The sequence below is a fragment of the Salinibacterium hongtaonis genome (assembly GCF_003065485.1).
In the GTDB taxonomy this organism is placed as follows: domain Bacteria; phylum Actinomycetota; class Actinomycetes; order Actinomycetales; family Microbacteriaceae; genus Homoserinimonas; species Homoserinimonas hongtaonis.
This window is the reverse complement of the sequence record NZ_CP026951.1, coordinates 285,776-302,987: the sequence shown is the minus strand read 5'-3', so window position 1 is coordinate 302,987 and position 17,212 is coordinate 285,776. Positions and strand designations below refer to the sequence as shown.

General features: G+C 64.4%; 19 protein-coding genes and 1 tRNA gene. 11 read left to right on the top strand and 9 right to left on the bottom strand.

From position 1 onward, the window contains the following. Positions 1-65 precede the first annotated feature (65 nt). The 6 genes from C2138_RS01530 (at position 66) to pstB (ending at position 6,464) form a co-directional block, all read left to right on the top strand. A complete protein-coding gene (locus C2138_RS01530; protein ID WP_108514984.1) occupies positions 66-989 on the top strand; it encodes a VOC family protein in 924 nt (307 codons plus the stop codon). Positions 990-1,107: 118 nt separating this feature from the next. Further along, positions 1,108-2,154 (top strand): phosphate ABC transporter substrate-binding protein PstS, encoded by a 1,047-nt coding sequence (locus C2138_RS01525; RefSeq protein WP_108518671.1) that lies wholly within the window; start codon positions 1,108-1,110, stop codon positions 2,152-2,154. A 250-nt stretch (positions 2,155-2,404) separates the two neighbouring features. After that, the gene (locus C2138_RS01520) at positions 2,405-3,505 is read left to right on the top strand and encodes a phosphate ABC transporter substrate-binding protein PstS (protein ID WP_108514982.1); all 1,101 of its coding nucleotides are present in this window, start codon (positions 2,405-2,407) and stop codon (positions 3,503-3,505) included. A 133-nt stretch (positions 3,506-3,638) separates the two neighbouring features. Then, positions 3,639-4,586: a phosphate ABC transporter permease subunit PstC gene (pstC, locus tag C2138_RS01515; RefSeq protein WP_108514980.1), complete on the top strand. Its 948-nt coding sequence runs from the start codon at positions 3,639-3,641 to the stop codon at positions 4,584-4,586. After that, positions 4,586-5,668, top strand: coding sequence for a phosphate ABC transporter permease PstA (pstA, locus tag C2138_RS01510; protein WP_108514979.1), 1,083 nt, complete (start codon positions 4,586-4,588; stop codon positions 5,666-5,668). Before pstC ends, pstA begins: the two co-directional genes overlap by 1 nt. A 16-nt stretch (positions 5,669-5,684) precedes the next feature. Next, positions 5,685-6,464, top strand: a complete 780-nt coding sequence (pstB, locus tag C2138_RS01505; RefSeq protein WP_108514977.1) for a phosphate ABC transporter ATP-binding protein PstB — start codon at positions 5,685-5,687, stop codon at positions 6,462-6,464. A 24-nt stretch (positions 6,465-6,488) separates the two neighbouring features. Here pstB and C2138_RS01500 read toward each other — a convergent pair whose 3' ends face one another. The 3 genes from C2138_RS01500 to C2138_RS01490 all read right to left on the bottom strand — a co-directional run bounded on the left by C2138_RS01500 (position 6,489) and on the right by C2138_RS01490 (position 8,868). Next, positions 6,489-7,391, bottom strand: a complete 903-nt coding sequence (locus C2138_RS01500; protein ID WP_108514976.1) for an anti-sigma factor — start codon at positions 7,389-7,391, stop codon at positions 6,489-6,491. Next, a complete protein-coding gene (gene sigK, locus C2138_RS01495; protein WP_108514974.1) occupies positions 7,388-7,987 on the bottom strand; it encodes an ECF RNA polymerase sigma factor SigK in 600 nt (199 codons plus the stop codon). Before sigK ends, C2138_RS01500 begins: the two co-directional genes overlap by 4 nt. A gap of 251 nt (positions 7,988-8,238) precedes the next feature. After that, a complete protein-coding gene (locus tag C2138_RS01490; RefSeq protein ID WP_108514972.1) occupies positions 8,239-8,868 on the bottom strand; it encodes a DNA-directed RNA polymerase subunit beta in 630 nt (209 codons plus the stop codon). A 218-nt stretch (positions 8,869-9,086) separates the two neighbouring features. Here C2138_RS01490 and C2138_RS01485 point away from each other — a divergent pair, with 218 nt between their 5' ends. Together C2138_RS01485 and C2138_RS01480 are read left to right on the top strand one after the other, a co-directional pair. Beyond that, a complete protein-coding gene (locus C2138_RS01485) occupies positions 9,087-9,746 on the top strand; it encodes a fasciclin domain-containing protein (RefSeq protein ID WP_199286556.1) in 660 nt (219 codons plus the stop codon). A gap of 254 nt (positions 9,747-10,000) precedes the next feature. Beyond that, a tRNA-Lys gene (locus tag C2138_RS01480) sits at positions 10,001-10,076 on the top strand. Between the two features lie 85 nt (positions 10,077-10,161). Here C2138_RS01480 and C2138_RS01475 read toward each other — a convergent pair. The 3 genes from C2138_RS01475 to C2138_RS01465 are packed head-to-tail and all read right to left on the bottom strand — an operon-like array spanning position 10,162 to position 12,714. Beyond that, positions 10,162-10,476: a hypothetical protein gene (locus C2138_RS01475; RefSeq protein ID WP_108514969.1), complete on the bottom strand. Its 315-nt coding sequence runs from the start codon at positions 10,474-10,476 to the stop codon at positions 10,162-10,164. A 9-nt stretch (positions 10,477-10,485) separates the two neighbouring features. Continuing rightward, a complete protein-coding gene (locus C2138_RS01470) occupies positions 10,486-11,244 on the bottom strand; it encodes an alpha/beta fold hydrolase (protein WP_108514967.1) in 759 nt (252 codons plus the stop codon). Between the two features lie 3 nt (positions 11,245-11,247). Continuing rightward, the gene (locus C2138_RS01465; protein WP_108514965.1) at positions 11,248-12,714 is read right to left on the bottom strand and encodes a peptide MFS transporter; all 1,467 of its coding nucleotides are present in this window, start codon (positions 12,712-12,714) and stop codon (positions 11,248-11,250) included. Between the two features lie 218 nt (positions 12,715-12,932). Between C2138_RS01465 and C2138_RS01460 the strand changes: the two genes are divergently transcribed. Then, the gene (locus tag C2138_RS01460; RefSeq protein WP_241961139.1) at positions 12,933-13,331 is read left to right on the top strand and encodes an SHOCT domain-containing protein; all 399 of its coding nucleotides are present in this window, start codon (positions 12,933-12,935) and stop codon (positions 13,329-13,331) included. Continuing rightward, positions 13,328-13,720, top strand: a complete 393-nt coding sequence (locus tag C2138_RS01455) for a phage holin family protein (RefSeq protein WP_108514964.1) — start codon at positions 13,328-13,330, stop codon at positions 13,718-13,720. The genes C2138_RS01460 and C2138_RS01455 overlap by 4 nt, the downstream gene beginning before the upstream one ends. Before the next feature lie 20 nt (positions 13,721-13,740). On the opposite strand, the gene C2138_RS01450 is transcribed toward C2138_RS01455, so the two are convergent. Continuing rightward, positions 13,741-14,238 (bottom strand): MarR family winged helix-turn-helix transcriptional regulator, encoded by a 498-nt coding sequence (locus C2138_RS01450; RefSeq protein WP_108514962.1) that lies wholly within the window; start codon positions 14,236-14,238, stop codon positions 13,741-13,743. 39 nt (positions 14,239-14,277) lie between these two features. On the opposite strand from C2138_RS01450, the gene C2138_RS01445 reads away from it, so the two are divergent. Then, on the top strand, positions 14,278-15,219 hold the full coding sequence (locus tag C2138_RS01445) for a DMT family transporter (RefSeq protein WP_199220453.1): 942 nt from the start codon (positions 14,278-14,280) through the stop codon (positions 15,217-15,219). Here C2138_RS01445 and C2138_RS01440 read toward each other — a convergent pair. After that, positions 15,151-16,224, bottom strand: coding sequence for a VIT1/CCC1 transporter family protein (locus C2138_RS01440; protein ID WP_108514958.1), 1,074 nt, complete (start codon positions 16,222-16,224; stop codon positions 15,151-15,153). The two genes, C2138_RS01445 and C2138_RS01440, sit on opposite strands and share 69 nt — an antisense overlap. Then, entirely contained in the window at positions 16,221-17,204 is a 984-nt protein-coding gene (locus C2138_RS01435) for an aldose 1-epimerase family protein (protein WP_108514956.1), read from the bottom strand. Before C2138_RS01435 ends, C2138_RS01440 begins: the two co-directional genes overlap by 4 nt. Positions 17,205-17,212: the final 8 nt, after the last annotated feature.

The following is a 17,212-nucleotide window of genomic DNA, read 5'->3' as shown; positions in this document are numbered from 1 at the left end:
GGTTATGGCTGTGAGTTCACTCGATTCCGACACTTTGTCGGCAACCTCGAATTATTCTCATCACCATGACCAGCAAAATTGTGCCGTGCATCTGGCTCACCGACCAGGCAGAACAAGCAGCGGCCTTCTACACGAGTGCCATCGGCGGGCGCATTCTCGCGACCTCGTACTTTCCCGAATCGTCGGACAATCCGAGCGGTCGCCCGCCCGGCAGTGTGCTCACGGTGGAGTTCGAGGTGCGTGGCCAGCGGCTAACAGCCCTCAATGGCGGCGGAAACGGTGAATTCAGGATCAACCCCAGCATCTCGTTCTTTATCGAAATGGGCAGCGCCCCGGCGGTCGACCGCATGTACGCCGCCCTTTCGGCGGGAGCCCACACCCTCATGGGCCCCGATTCCTACGCGTGGAGCGAGCGCTACGCCTGGGTCCAGGACCGCTACGGGGTGTCGTGGCAGATCATGGCGACGGATGCACCGGGGACGCGGGTGATTCCGTCGCTGCTCTTCTCGGGGGAGCAGCAGGGGCGTGCAGAAGAGGCCATGGAGTACTACACACACCTCTTCGATAACAGTTCGATCGAGACCGTCAGCCGCTTTACCAGCTCCGACGCCGGGCCAGAAGGAAAGGTCGCCCACGCCCGTTTTGTGCTCGAATCGACACCCATGGTGGCAATGGATAGTGCAGTTGAGCAGCCGTTCACGTTCTCAGAGGCGCTCTCGCTTCAGGTGATGTGCGCCGACCAGGCCGAGATCGACAGGCTGTGGAATGCCCTCACCGAGGGCGGACGGCCCAGCCAGTGCGGCTGGCTCGCTGATCGCTTCGGCGTCTCATGGCAGATCGTGCCCGCCCGCATGGACGCATGGATGACGACCGCAGACACTGCCGCCCGAGACCGGGTGTTTCAGGCCCTCATGCCGATGACCAAGATCGACATTGCGACTTTGGAGTCGGCCGCGCGGGGCGAAACAACCGCGTTTGGGTCGCGCTGAACGAATCCGGGCTCTCACCGGTGCAGAACACCGGCGGTTCGAAAAATGGTTAGCCTGTCATGGTGACTTTCGAGGCCATCCAGTGACCATCATCCGCCGTGCCGGTGCCATCGCCGCCATGATCGCAGCGACCGCAATGCTTGCGTCCTGCGCCGTCAATGAGCGCGCCACCGACGTCACTGGGCCGTACAGCGGCATCATCGTCGGGGGAGGATCCAGCGCGCAGCAGGCGGCCCAAGAGGCCTGGACGGTGGGCTTTCAGACCACCAACTCCCGAGCAACGATCGAATATGACCCAGCGGGTTCGGGAGCTGGGCGCGAAATGTTCAGCGCAGGCGGAAGCGCCTTCGCCGGATCGGATCGAGCCTTTACTGTCGAAGAGATCGCCACCGAGCCGTTCGACGGCTGCGTCCCCGGCACCGGCATCGTCGAACTCCCCGCCTATATTTCCCCGATCGCCATCGCGTTTCAGCTCGAAGGAATCGAGACCCTCAACCTCGACGCCACCACGATTGCCCAGATCTTCTCCGGCGAGATAACCCAGTGGAACGACAAGGCGATTGCCCAGTTCAACCCGGGCGTGACGCTGCCAAACTCTCGAATCACCGCGATCCACCGCTCCGACGATTCAGGGGTCACCGAGAACTTCACCGAGTATCTTTCGGCAGCCGCCCCCGCAGCCTGGCCACACAAGCCCAGCGGTGAATGGCCGTTCGACGGCGGAGAAGCGGCCCAGGGAACATCCGGCGTCGTGGACAGCCTGCGCAACGGCACCGGCACGATCGCCTACATCGATGCCTCACGCGCCTCCGACCTCGGCCTCGTCTCGGTGCAGGTGGGAGACGAGTTCGTGCCGTACTCCGCCGAGGCTGCCGCCGCGATCGTCGATGCATCCCCCATTGCTCCCGGTCGCACCGAGGGCGACCTAGCGATTGAAATCGACCGCACAACGACGGCGGCCGGTGTCTACCCCATCGTTCTCATCAGCTACGTGGTCGGCTGCCAGGACTACATCAACGACCTCGAGGGAACCCTCGTGCGCGGCTACTTCGAGTACATCGTGAGTGATGCTGGCCAGCAGCGGGCCGCAGAATCGGCGGGGTCTGCCCCCATTTCTGCCGAACTTCACAAGCGCGCGGCGGCGGCAGCCGCGCTCATCGACTAACGCTCCCGCTACCGGCCAAATCTCAGCAGCTAACTCTCAGCCCCGCCGTCTCAGGTGCAAACCGTCCCCGCACCGGCGGCCCAATGGCGCGCCATGACGGCGAAATCGGGCGCTCAGGATGCCCCGCGTTCGCAGGTCGTTCACCTTCCGTTTACCCGCAGGGGGGACTCTCGTTAACCGGTGTTCGTAGCGTCTGACGCGAGGGGCCCGCACCAGGCCCCACGAACATCACTTTCCTGAAAGGAAAACCGTGAACATCACGCGTAACGCCAAGCGCTGGGGCGGCATTGCCGCAATTGCCATCGCCGGAAGTGTCGTCCTGTCTTCGTGCGCAGCAAACGAGGCCTCCTCTTCTGAGCCCTCCGAGAGCAGCCTTTCTGGCACGCTCGTCGGCGGCGGCGCATCGTCGCAGGCCACCGCGCAGGAAGCCTGGGTCGCTGCGTTCCAGACCGCCAACTCCGGCGTGACCGTCGAGTACGACCCCACCGGATCGGGCACCGGCCGCGACAACTTCATCGCTGGCGCCAACTCCTTCACCGGCTCTGACCGCGCGTTCAAGGACGAAGAGCTTGCCGCGGACAACTTCGCCGGCTGCGTTCCCGGCAGCGACATTGTCGAGATCCCCGCCTACATCTCCCCCATCGCCATCATCTTCAACGTTGAGGGTGTCGACGCCCTCAACCTCGACGCCGCTACCATCGCGGCGATCTTCAAGGGCGACGTCACCCAGTGGAACGACAACGCGATCGTCTCCCAGAACCCCGACGCCAAGCTCCCCGCTGCCACCATCAACGCAGTGCACCGCTCCGACGAGTCGGGCACCACCGAGAACTTTGCCGAGTACCTCTCGGCGGCAGCGCCCGAGGTGTGGGACGCCGAAGTCAGCGGCGACTGGGCCTACCCGGGAGGCGAAGCCGCACAGGGCACCTCGGGGGTCGTTGACGCTGTCACCGGCGGAACCAACACCATTGGGTACGCCGACGCATCGCGCGCCGGAGACCTCGGCACTGTCGCAGTCAAGGCGGGCTCCGATTACGTGAACTACTCGGCCGAAGCCGCAGCGGCAATCGTCGACGCGTCACCACTCGTCGAGAGTCGCGCAGCAACCGACCTCGCCATCGAACTCGACCGCACGAGCGACGCTGAGGGTGTCTACCCGATCGTTCTCGTCAGCTACCTGATCGCCTGCTCCGAGTACGAGGATGCTGCCGCCGGTGAACTCACCAAGGCGTACTTCACCTACGTGATCAGCGATGAAGGTCAGAAGGTTGCGGCCGAGTCCGCAGGCATCGCGCCCATCTCGGCAAGCCTGTTCGAGAAGGCACAGGCCGCGGTCAACGCCATCAGCTAATTCAACTAGAGTCTGCCCGGTGCCCCCTCGTGTTGTGCGAGGTCCAGGCACCGGGCAGACTTGGGGTTGTGACCGCGTTCGCAACCTCTCTTCAGCACCAAGCCACCACACAACCACAGGGGAATACGAAGCGATGACACGGCCGGCTACGGCACAGCGCATCCAGGCAAAGCAACGCCTCGGGGATCGCATTTTCTCCAGCACAGCCCTCACCGCTGGCACACTTATCCTGGCGATCCTCGCCGCGGTTGCCGCGTTCCTCTTCATCGAGGCGACACCGGCGATAACGGCAGACCCCAACGAGATCGATATTCTCGGCGGGCAGAACTTTTGGGCCTATGTCTGGCCCCTCGTCTTTGGCACCCTCTGGGCATCCGCCCTGGCGCTGCTCATGGCAGTGCCCGTCTCCATCGGCATCGCACTCTTCATCTCGCACTACGCGCCCCGCAGGCTCGCCTCAGGTCTCGGCTACATCATCGACCTCCTTGCCGCAGTGCCCTCCGTGGTCTTCGGTCTCTGGGGAGCCAACGTGCTCGCCCCGGCCGTTCAGCCCCTCTACACATGGCTCACCGAGAACCTGGGCTGGATTCCCTTCTTCGCACCGCCAGCATCGGGCACAGGGCGCACCATCCTCACCGCCGCCATCGTGCTCGCCGTCATGGTGCTGCCGATCATCACGGCCCTCAGCCGCGAGGTGTTCCTGCAGACGCCGGTGCTGCACGAAGAAGCCGCGCTGGCGCTTGGGGCAACGCGCTGGGAGATGATCCGCACCGCCGTGCTGCCGTTCGGACGCCCCGGCATCGTGTCTGCGTCCATGCTCGGCCTTGGCCGCGCCCTGGGCGAAACGATGGCGGTCGCCATGGTGCTCTCCGCATCCGGAGGCATCACCTGGGCGCTTCTCACCCCTTCGAACCCCGGCACAATTGCCGCAAATATCGCTCTGCGGTTCCCCGAAGCATTTGGCCTGAACATTAACCTGCTCATCGCCACTGGTCTCATCCTCTTTGCGATCACGCTGGTCGTGAACATGATCGCCCGTTGGATCATCAACCGTCGCAGCGAATTCTCTGGAGCCAACTGATGAGCCAGACCACGGCATCCACCACCAGCATGCCCAACCCCTACGCAACGGGCTTGCTCGGCAAGCGCACCCCCTGGTACGTGCTCATCGGGGTCATCGTCGTAGTCGCGATTGGCTTCTGGCTCATCGGCCAAGCAGACGGCGGCGACGTCAACATCGTTGGCGTCGTTCTCGTGAGCGCGATCATCTACATGATCACGATCTACGTGCTCTCGCTGCTGATCGAAGGCAGTCGCAAGGCCAAAGATCGCCTCGTCACCGCCCTCGTCGGCAGCGCATTCGTCGTAGCCCTATTGCCGCTCATCTCGCTGTTGTTCACCGTGATCACCAAGGGTGCGGCCCGCTTCGATATCGAATTCTTCACCTACTCGATGCGCAACATCGTGGGCGAAGGCGGCGGAATCGTTCACGCCGTCGTCGGCACCCTGCTGATGACCCTCACCGCGGCGATTATCTCGGTGCCCATCGGATTGCTCGCGGCCATCTACCTGGTCGAATACGGCCGCGGGCCGCTCGCCCGTTCCATCACGTTCTTCGTCGACGTGATGACCGGAATCCCCTCGATCGTCGCAGGCCTCTTCGCCTACTCGGTCTTTGCGATCTTCTTTGGGCCCGGCATCAAGCTCGGAATAGCGGGGGCCATCGCCCTCTCCGTGCTCATGATCCCCATCGTGGTTCGTTCGTGTGAGGACATGCTCAAGCTCGTTCCCAATGAGCTGCGTGAAGCCTCCTACGCCCTTGGCGTGCCTAAGTGGCTCACCGTGATGAAGGTGGTTCTGCCGACATCCATCGCGGGAATCATGACCGGTGTCACCCTCGCCATCGCCCGCGTCATCGGCGAAACGGCGCCGCTGCTCGTGGCGGCCGGGTTCACCAACAACCTCAACTACAACCTCTTCGAAGGCCGAATGCAGAGTCTCCCCGTTCTGGTTTACAACCAGTATGTGAGCCAGGGCAGCGTGCCACAGCACTACATCGACCGGGCCTGGGCAGGAGCCCTCACCCTCATTCTCATCGTCATGCTGCTCAACCTCATCGCGCGGCTCATCGCCAAGTACTTCGCGCCCAAGACGGGCCGCTAGGAGCTAAGGAAACAACGTGTCAAAACGCATAGAAGTACGCGACCTAGACGTCTACTACGGCAAGTTCAAGGCCGTCGAGGGCATCACCCTCAACATCGAGCCCCGCAGCGTCACCGCCTTTATCGGCCCCTCCGGCTGCGGCAAATCCACCTTCCTCCGCACGCTCAATCGCATGCACGAGGTGATCCCCGGAGCATCCGTCGACGGCGAAGTTCTCATCGACGGCAGCAACCTCTACGGCCCCGACGTTGACCCCGTGCTCGTTCGCCGCCAGGTGGGAATGGTGTTTCAGCGCCCCAACCCGTTCCCCACTATGTCGATTCGCGAAAACGTGCTCGCGGGAGTCAAGCTCAATAACCGTCGCATCGCCAAGTCAGATGCTGACGACCTTGTCGAGAAGTCCCTGCGCGGCGCCAACCTGTGGAACGAGGTCAAGGATCGCCTCGACAAGCCAGGATCGGGCATCTCGGGTGGCCAGCAGCAGCGACTCTGCATCGCCCGCGCGATCGCCGTCGCTCCCGATGTTCTGCTCATGGACGAGCCGTGCTCCGCGCTCGACCCCATCTCAACACTCGCGATCGAGGACCTCATTGAGGAGCTCAAGACCGACTACACAATCGTGATCGTGACGCACAACATGCAGCAGGCATCCCGTGTCTCCGACCGCACGGCCTTCTTCAACATCGCGGGCACCGGCAAACCGGGCAAGCTCATCGAATACGACGACACCAACAAGATCTTCTCGAACCCGTCCGTGCAGGCGACAGAAGACTACGTCTCCGGCAAATTCGGATGATCTAACGCCGCGTCCTGCAGAACGCTAGGCGCTGCCGAGCACGATGATGGGGTCGCCCGACGGCGTGGGCGATCCACCCTCTGGCTCGATTGTCACGCCGACGGCGTCGCCCTCCGACATGAGGCCGTCGAGCACCCGCCACGTTGTCCCCTCCGGGGCTGCCTCGAAGGTACCGTCGGCGACAACGCCGTCTTCGCCGATGTACCAGAGCTGGTAGGTCTCCCCCTCGGGCAGAGCGTCAAGATCATCGATCATGATGGCCGACCTACGCTGCTCGAGCGACCAGATCAGGGTCGCGCTCGTGCCGTCGTCAAGCACCGTCTGCGCCTGCTGGGCATCGGGAGCCGCCTGCAGGTCCGCGAGGGCAGTGGCCTGCTCGACCGAGAAGCTGTTGCTGGCGATGCCGATTCCCACGGCGGTTCCCCCGAAGAAGAGCGCGAGTGCGGCGGCGGCTGACCCGAGGATCACGGCGGGCCTGGTTAACCACCGGCGACGGGAGGCCGATTCTGCGGGGCCCCCGGGCGGGTCAGTGGCGCGGGACTCGTGCGCGTCGGGCTCGCGCGCTTCGGTCTCGCGCCCGTCGGTCTCGTGCGCGCTGGGCTCGTTTCCTTCGGCCTCGCGCCCTTCGGGCTCGTTCCCACGGGGCCTGGGGATGCCCATCCCGCGCGAGTCATCATCCGATGCTGAGTCGCCGGGTGAGAGCTGCGGGGTCGCAGCGACCTGAGAGAGCAGGGATGCGCGGAGTGCGGCGCTGGGTGCGACGGGCTCGGCGGCGGCGGCAAGGAGTTCAGAGGTGCGGTCGAACGCTGCGGCCTCGGCGCGAGCTGCCGCAGAGCTGGAGATTAGGGAATCGAACTCGGCCTGCTGCTGCGGGTCGAGGGCACCCACGGCGTTGAGCGCGGCGAGTTCGCGGAGTCGGTCGCTCATGACGCCACCCCCAGCTCGTCTCGAAGGCGAATCATGCCGTCGCGCAGTCGGGTCTTAACCGTGCCGAGGGGAACATCCAGAGCCGCGGCGACTTCGGCCTGAGTGAGGCCCCCATAGTAGGCGAGCGTGAGCGCCTGGCGCTGGAGCTCGCTCAACTGGGTCATGGCCCGCTGCACCCTCTCATTCTCGATCGTGGTCTCTACTGTCTCAGCAACATTGTCGTATGGGGCGTCGAAGTTTCGGATGCCGATGCGCGCATCCCGGTCACGCCCCGACTGTGAGGCCCGCACCCTGTCGATGGCGCGGCGGTGGGCCATGGTCATGATCCACGCAGAGACGCTGCCGCGAGATACATCGAACCGGGGAGCGGTTTGCCACACCTCAAGAAACACCTCCTGCGTCACCTCCTCCGACTGGGCATGATCGACGAGCACGCTTCGCACGAGACCAAGCACTCGGGCGCAGAGCGCGTCATAGAGTTCGGCGAACGCCCCCTGATCGCCCAAAGCAACGCGGCTGAGCAGCACGGCATGGAGCCGCGACGCATCGGTCACGCCGTCATCGACGCGGATATCAGCTGCCACGCGCCCCAGCATGTCAAAGTTCGGCGAGCGGATGCAGCGGGCTGGCCGTCATTCTCGGCACACTTTCGGTCACACCTACAGTTCGGAGTGCGTCGCCGATCGGATTGGTGTGAGGCCGGGCCGCAGAAACGCCTCTCGGCGCGAGGCCGCTCGAAGCGGCTAGTTTTGGAGCCCGGGGTTACTGCGGCCCGACCGGACAAGTTTACTGCACCCCGTCATACGCATCTGCAAGTGCCCTGCACAAGACGGCCGCGGCTCAGCCTTCAGTCGAGCGATCCGGCTCGCCACAGCCTGGCACACACGACAAGATCCGCCGCCATATGCGAGAGCCGAAGCGCCTTCGTAGTGAGCGCAGTCGAGCGGTCGGGGGCGGTCGACTCCATGTCATCCGCCAGACTGGTTGCCCCCACCGCGGTGATGCGGCAGAAGGCCGCCGCCCTATCCAGAGCGATGGCAAAGTCACCCTCGAAAACGCCTCGGAGGATCTGGTCCGCGAGTGCCGTGATTTCTGCCGGGCCCGTGGGGATGGGCGCGCCGGCAACAAGCGGATCAATCGTCGGAGCTATCTCGGTGCCGCGCTGATAGAGAAAGCTCGACTGGTCCGCGTCCTGCACCGTCAGCGCCCGCAGCAGGTAGAGGGCCCACAGAGCCCCCGGCAGGCTGTGCGGGCTCGCGCGTGCCCACAGCTCGGCAATCGCATCGATGCCGTTGGTGTCGGTGAACTCCACGAGCCGACCGACCACCTCGGGGTGCGGGTCTTTGCGAACCCGCGCCAACAGGGCGGTCGCCGTTTCGTGGGCCACACGGCTGATGTGGGCGGGATCCTCCGCCCCCACGTAGTCCTCGAAGCGCGACCCGGCGAACAGGGTGGGCTTGTGAAAGTCGTCAGCCATCTATCAAGCGTAAGCCTGACGGCAGACGCTGGCTGCGCCGTATGAGCGATCGGTGCCGCACTTTTTTTTGAGCAGAAACCAAACCGGTTATCGGCGGGCGCCGAACGCAGGGATAAGGGCGCGGAGCCATCGCAGCACACATGGACTCTGGCCGGGACACCGGCAGCACCCCGTTCACCACTCCGCTTTCGCAAGAAAAACAATGAAGGAGAACAACCATGCGAGTAATGAAGCGCAACGCGATGGCAGCAGCCGCCCTGGCCGCCGTCACTCTGCTGGGCTTGACTGCCTGCACAATGGACAGCACCTCCGAAGACACGAGCAGCTCCGATTCCGACACCATGGAAACGACGGAGCCGTCGACCGACGACAGCCTCACCGCCGACCTCGTCGGGTCCGGCTGTGCCGCGTACGCCGAAACGGTGCCAGACGGTGCGGGATCGATTGAGGGGATGTCGATGGACCCCGTTGCGGTCGCCGCATCGAACAACCCGCTGCTCACCACACTGACCGCGGCTGTCTCCGGTCAGTTGAACCCCGACGTCAACCTGGTCGAGACTCTCAACGGCAGCGAGTTCACCGTATTCGCCCCCGTTGACGACGCTTTCGCCAAGCTCGATGCCGCAACCGTGGAGTCTCTCAAGCTGCCCGAGAATGCAGCGCTGCTCTCGAGCATCCTGACTTACCACGTCGTTCCTGGCCAGATCTCTCCCGACGACATCACGGGAACGCAGACCACGGTTCAGGGCGGCACGGTGGAGGTCACTGGCAGCGGTGACGACCTCATGGTCAACGACTCGGCCGTTGTGTGTGGCGGAGTCAAGACCGCGAACGCCACCGTCTACCTGATCGACACGGTGCTGATGCCCGCGGCCTAAGCCGTGCACCGCATCACCGCATCACCGCATCACCGCACCACCGCACCACCGCACCACCCCTGAGGGGTCCCTAATGAGTCTCGGCGCAAGCCGCGAAGGCTCATTTCGGACCCCTCAGCTGCGTTGTGCGGGCTTTGTGGTGCGTCGTATGGCGGGCGGATGCCGGGCCTGGGGAGTCTGAACGGCCCGCGCGCGAGGGGCCCGCGACGGGCTGTACGCGAAGGCCTCGCATCCGCGATAGATTTAACGAGTACGGGCCTGTAGCTCAGTTGGTAGAGCATCGGACTTTTAATCCGCGGGTCGCGAGTTCGAGCCTCGCCGGGCCCACCACACGCCATCGACGGCGTCTCCCCGCTCTGAATCCGAGCGACCGTTGCCAGATCACGCAGCCAGCGCAGGGTCAGCCAGCGCAGGGTCAGCCGACGCGAGGCATCTCTCGTGGAGCCAAACCAGCCTGCCCCGAAGCCTCGGGAATGGATGCCGGCGCTTGCCACCGAAGCGCCTCGACGGTGAGCCAGAGCAGCATGCTCAGGGAGCCGGTGGAGATGAGGCCGACAGCCCAGGCAGCGTTACCAAACGGGTAGTAGCCGCGAACGCTAGCGTCACCGATGCCAATGAGAGCCACGAAACCCGCGAGCACGATCAGGCCGATAGCGAGCCCCAGCAGCCAGCGGGAGAACGGGTTCTGAGCGACGGGGATCTTGCGGATGGGGAGTGTTGTCTTGGTCACCCATTAAGGCTACCCACGGATGGGGGCCCGGTTAACCCCGCGGCGCTCCCCCAGCCACTCGCCCAGCCGCGCGTTGAAGGCGTCCGGACGGGCCAGGGGGATGCCGTGGCCCACTCCCTCGACGAGTTCGAAGCTGCCCGCGGGCATCCGCTCGGCCACGTGCTGCATGCCGCGGACAAGAGACTTCTGCTCGCGCGACCCGGCGAAGGTCAGGGTGGGCAGCGGCGAGGAGAAAAGAGTGTCGCCGGGCCTGAACGAGAAGTTTGCCGTGAGCATCGCCATCATCGTGAGATGGGTGAGGGCCTGTGAAACAGCGAAGTAGTCGTCGAAGTCATCGTCGCCAATGTAGAGCTGCTTTGCCTGGGCTCGGGCGAAGCGCTCGTTGCTCGCCAACGGCGTTGCCCATGACGACATGATCGCCAGAACGGATGACCCGGCCATCGGAGCCACCAGGGAACTCACCACGCCGAGCCGGTCGACCCGATCGGGGAACAGCTGTGCGAGTTCGATAGCGACTTGGCCGCCGATCGAGAACCCCACGACGGCAACGTCGCCCTGCAGGGAGCTCAGGTCCACCTGATCCGCTACTGACTGCGCGGCATCCCGATTGGTCGTGAAGTCCCGGCTCGCACGAGGATCATGCCCCGGCAGCGTCGGCGTGTGCACGACAAAGTCGCCCGCAAAGTGTTCGACCTGCTTGCGCCACATCCAGGGACCGACCCCTCCGCCGTGAATGAGCACGAGGTGGCGGCGCGCTTCGTGAACCACGGGCTAACGCACCCCGCTCATCAGGCGCAGCACGGGCCGCGTGAAGAGGGCCAGGATCACGCCGATACCAATGGCGATGGCACCCAGGGTGCCGAAATAGGTGGTCTCTGGAACGGCGTCATACCACTTGGCCAATTCACCGGAGACGGCAGAGCCGAGGGCAACAGACAAGAAGAACAGCGCGACCATCTGTGTCGTGAAGAGCTGGGGCGCGAGCTTGGTCGAGACCGAGAGGCCCACGGGTGAGAGCAATAGCTCGGCGACCGTGAAGACCAGCAGGATACCGACGAGGGCGATGAGCGGGGTCGAGTTCGCCCCTCCTCCGGCGAAGGGGAGGAACAGCAAGAACGCAACGCCGACGAGGGCGGCACCCGCGGCGAACTTGATGACGGTAGGCGGCTGCTTCGCCCCCCATTTCGTCCAAATGGCTGCGAAGACGCCAGAGAGGATGATGATGAAGATCGGATTGATCGACTGCACCCACGTGATGGGCATCGTCCAGCCGAGGATGTCGCGGTCAAGCCGCTCGTCCGCATAGATCGTGACCACCGTGAACTGCTGCTGGTAGAGCGACCAGAACGCCGCGCTCGCGATAAAGAGCGGGATAAACGCGTAGACACGCTTGCGCTCGATCGCCGTGATGTGGCGGTTTGAGAGGATCACGAAGAAGTAGGCGATTGCCGAAACGATGGTCACACCGATCACGACCGTTGCGAGGTTCTCTGCCGTGATCACTCCGACGAGAATCAACACGACGATGAGCACCACGGCGACCGCGGCGATGATGATGTAGCGCAGGCGTGCTGCGGGGGCCAGGGGGTCTCGCACCTCGCTGGCGGATGCGGGCAGTCGCTTGCGTGCGAATGAGTACTGGATGAGACCGATGGTCATTCCGACCGCGGCAAGCCCGAAGCCCCAGTGGAATCCGAGCGTCGATTGCATGAGGCCCGTGAGCAGCGGCCCGAGGAAGGCTCCCAGATTGATGCCCAGATAGAACAGCGAGAACCCAGCATCGCGTCGAGGGTCATCCGCGGCATAGAGCGTGCCGACAATTGAGGTGGCGTTGGCCTTGAGCCCTCCGCTGCCGACCGCCACGAGGATGAGGCCGACACCGACGCCGATAAAACCGGGAAGCAGCGCGAGCGCGACGTGCCCGAAGACGATAACGATGGCGCTGACGAACAGCACCTTCTCTGAGCCGAACATGCGGTCGGCGAGCCACGCCCCCAGAATCGTCGACAGGTAGACGGCACCACCATAGGAACCCACGATGCCAGCAGCGACCGGCTGCGACATGCCAAGCCCGCCGTCGGCGACAGAGAAGTACAGATAGATGAGCAGGATGCCCTGCATGCCGTAGAAGGAGAACCTCTCCCACATTTCGACACCGAATAGGTTGGCGAGGCTTTTGGGCTGGCCAAAGAATCCGTGATCTTGTCTGGTCGCGGCGGAATCTGGTTGCGCGCTCATACATCGAGGCTACCCCTCGACCACACCGCTGCTTAGGCGTCTCTGTCACGTCTCAGAAAACAGCTCCGCAGGTCGCTGGAGCACCGGCCAGGGTCAGTCGAAACTGGCGCGAGAACCCTGTAGATCGGGCGGTTACCACTTCGATTGCTCGGGACTACAGTGAGCATCGCTAGCGTCTGGCCGGCCGACGGTTGGATAGAAAACCGAATGGAGCCTTCGTGAGCCTCTTGCAAAACTTCTGGGACCTGATCGTCTGGTTCCTCTGGATTTTCGTTTTTGTCGCCTACCTCATGGCCTTGTTCTCGATCATCGCCGACCTGTTTCGCGACCGAGAACTCAGCGGATGGTGGAAGGCAGTCTGGCTGCTCTTTCTCTTCGTCGTGCCGTTCCTCACCGCCCTCGTCTACCTCATTGCCCGAGGCCGTGGCATGGCCGAGCGCCAATATGAGCAGGTCGCCCAGGCGCAGTCCGCCACCGACAACTACATCCGCACCGTGGCCGGCTCAAACCCCTCCGATGAGATCGCGACGGCGAAGTCCCTGCTCGACAGCGGCGCGATCACCCCAACCGAATACGAGACGCTCAAGGCCAGGGCCCTCTCCCACGCCTCGCAGTGATTCGGTTCTTACTGCACATCCTGGTCAGCCTCATCGCCGCGGCGGCGGGTCTGCTCATCGCCGCCTGGCTTATTGACGGCGTGAAGCTCACCCCCAGCGGGTTCATCACCGCCGTCGTGATCTTTGCGATCGCCCAGGGGGTGCTGGGGCCGTGGGTGTTCAACCTCGCCCGCAGGTTCGCTTCGGCCATCATGGGCGGAATCGGGCTCGTGACAACGCTCATCGCATTGCTCGTCGCCTCGGCGTTTTCGGGTGGCCTCTCGATCGAGGGCTTCACGAGTTGGGCTCTTGCGACGCTCGTTGTGTGGTTCGTTACGGCGCTCGGCGGCTGGATTTTGGGCTACTTTCTCATCAATCGCCGGGTCGATAAGAAGCGGGCGTCTGTCTAGGCGCCAGTCGCACTTGGGCGTTAGTCGTCGAACCGCGAAAGCCAGGAGATGAGCAGGGATTCAAGCTCTGCCACCTGCTCGGCACTGAGGGGGTCGAGCAGGCTGCGCTCGTTGTCCATGTGCTCGGTCATCGCACCATCAATTACCTCTCGTCCGTGCGGCGTGAGCGCGATGACCCGGCCCCGGCCATCCGTCTCACTCCTGCGGCGAGCGACGAGGCCAGCCTTCTCGAGCCGGTCGATGCGCTTGGTCATGGCACCGGTGGTGACCATGGTGTGGTGGGCGAGTTCGCTCGGCGCGCGCTCGAATGGAGCCCCCGCTCTACGCAGCGCAGCGAGAACATCAAACTCGCCCTCGGTGAGGCCGTGCCGTTCATAAACGGTCCCGAGTTCGTGCGTGAGGTGGGCCGCGAGTCGATGAAGCCGCCCGATAACCCCCTGGGGCGACGCGTCGAGGTCGGGCCTTTCGCGCCGCCATTCCTGTTGAATTCTGCTGACGCGGTCGGATGCTTCGGTCATGTCTCCATAATAGCTTCCCGGTAAGCTATTATGGCTTCCGTGGAAAATAAATTGCGGTGGGTTCTCCTCACGGCCGTCGCCCCAATCTCGTGGGGAACGACCTACTACCTCACCTACCTCTACCTTCCGGCGGACGCTCCGCTCTGGGGAGCCATCATCCGCGCGCTTCCGGCCGGGCTCGTTCTGCTGGCGATTCGACCCCGGCTCCCCCGCGGAGTGTGGTGGTGGCGGGCAGGCGTGCTCGGGGTGCTCAACATGGGCACGTTCTTTGCCCTCGTTTACGTAGCGGCCCAGCTATTGCCCAGCAGCATCGCGACCACAGTCATGGCGACATCTCCCCTCTTTCTCATGGTTCTGGCGTGGCCCATGATCCGCGAACGCCCCCAGATACTGCAGCTCACGGGGGCGGTGCTCGGCATCGCCGGAGTGGCGCTGATGGTGTTGACGGGAGCATCCGGAATCAATCTCGCCGGAGTCGCCGCGTCCCTGAGCGCCATCGCCATTTCGTCGGTCGGCCACATCCTCGCCAAAAAGTGGACCACCGATATCGACGTGATCAGCGTGACTTCGTGGCAGCTCATCGCGGGAGGCCTCGTGCTGCTGCCCGTCGCTGGCTTCATCGAAGGCGCACCGCCGGCGCTCGATCTGCCCGCAATTCTCACCTTCGCCTACCTCTCCATCGTGGCGACGGCGCTGGCCTATGCCGCCTGGTTCACGGGGCTCAAACACCTCACCGCGGGAACGGTCGGCCTGATCGGGCTGCTCAACCCCGTCGTCGGGGTGCTGCTCGGTGTCATCGTCGCCGGAGACATCCTGGAGCTTCGCCAGTTGCTCGGTCTGGTCCTCGTCGTAGTGGGAATCCTGCTCGGTCAGCCCATCGTTAAGCAGCTGCTCGGGGCGCGGCAGAAGCGCCTACAGCGAGGCGCCGAAGGCGAGCCCCAGGGCATACGTGATGGCAGCGGCACCAAAACCGATGGCTAGCTGTCGGAGCGCCCGTCGAAGCGGCGGGCCGCCCGAGAGCAGCCCCACGATCGCGCCCGTCGCCAACAGCGCGAGCCCCACGATGATTGCGGCGGCCACAACGGCGGCAAACCCCTGAAGGCCGAAGATGTAGGGCAGAATCGGCAGAACCGCACCCGAGGCGAAGAAGCAAAAGCTTGAGAGCGCCGCCCCCGTCGCCGAGCCGACCGCCTCGTGATCGTCGATCACGACAACCTCTCCGGTCGCGGGCGTGCCAGCTGAAGCCAGAACCTGGGCCGCCTTAATAGCTGCCTCCTTGGTCGTCATGCCACGAGCCCGGTAGATCAGCGCGAGTTCATTGGCGTTGACATCGAGCATGGGCACAACGTCGCGAGCACTCAGGTCTGGCTGGGTTGCCCTCAGCAGTTCTCGCTGCGACTTGACCGAGACGTATTCGCCCGCGGCCATCGACAGCGCGCCGGCGAGGAGCCCCGCGACGCCGGTCGCCAGAATGACGGGGGTCGAAACCCCGGTCGCCCCGATGCCCATCACGAGCGCGAGGTTCGAGACGAGGCCGTCGTTGGCGCCAAAAACGGCAGCGCGAAAACTGCCGGAGAGCTGGGCGCGTCCGCGGGCCGCGAGACCGCGCACGACCTCGCCATGAATGCGCTCGTCGGCGGCCATCATGGCCGTGGCGTCGGCATCCGACTCATAAGGAGACCTGGCCTCTGCCCTCTGCGCGAGAGCCAAAACGAAGACAGAGCCGAACCTGCGCGCCATCCAGCCGAGGGCCCGCGTGCGCAATGCGCCCTTGCGGGGCGAGCCGACCTGGTCACCCAGAAGGTCGAGCCAGTGCTTCTCGTGGCGCGCCTCCGCTTCGGCCAGGGCGAGCAGGATCTGCTTCTCTTCGCCATCCCGACGCGACGCCAAATCGCGATAGACCGAGGCCTCCGCGCGCTCGTCGGCGAGATAGCGGCGCCACCGACGTATCTGAGCTCTCGACGGAGCCGAAGTTCTCTCGTTCACGCCACGGGCCCCGGCTCAGCGCTGGCGCCCGCACCGACATAAGAGACACCCCAGGAGGTCGACCAGGTTTCGTCCTCGGCCAGCCAACGAACACCCAACCCGCTGTTGAACGCGTTCGGCGGAGCAGTCATCGGCTCAATCGCCACGGCGAGCGTCTGTTCGCTTGTGCTGCCGGTGCCGCCCTCGCCGCTCATGCTGGGGAACGACCGCGTCGTGAAGACCTGAATCCAGGCCCAGTCCGGCTCTTGCCAAAGCTCGACGACGCTGCCGTCCGGTGCCCTCAGCGTTGTGCGGATGAGCCCATCGACGGGGACCAGCCCCCCAAACGCGTCATCCAGCTCGAGGTCGCCGACGCGACGACCCGCCCGCAGGTCATAGTCGGTTGCCTCCGTGGTGACCTCACCGACGGGGTTGAGCCGAGCATCCGTCTCGAGCCGCGAGGTGGCAGAGGAGGTGAGCACGAGGTCCTCGACCGGCGCGTCACCCACGCGAAAGAAGGGATGCACACCAAAGGCAACGGGCGCTGCCTCGGCAGACCGGTTGGTGGCTGAGTGTGTGACCCGCATGCCGTGGTCGACGAGCTCGTACCGCACCGACGTCTCAAGCAAGAAGGGGTAACCGTGCTGGGGGAACACCGTGGCCGCCAACGTGATCGCCGAATCAGAACGTTCGACAACCGTATAAGGCGCATTGCGCAACAGCCCGTGAATCGCGTTATGGCGATCGGGTTCGGTGATATCGAGCTGGCGCTCGACACCGTCGTGACTCCAGACTCCGTCGGCAACACGGTTGGGCCACGGCGCCAGAACAATGCCGCAGCCGAAGGGCGGCAGGGTGTCGACCGAGTACGGCTGAGTGACCGCAACACCATCGACCTCGAGCACCCTGAGCGACGCCGCGAGCTCCGTTATGATTGCCCGAACGTGCCCCGTGTTGCCCGTCCGCGAGAGTTCGAATTGTCCTCCTGTAGGCGCGCGCATGCAGCCAG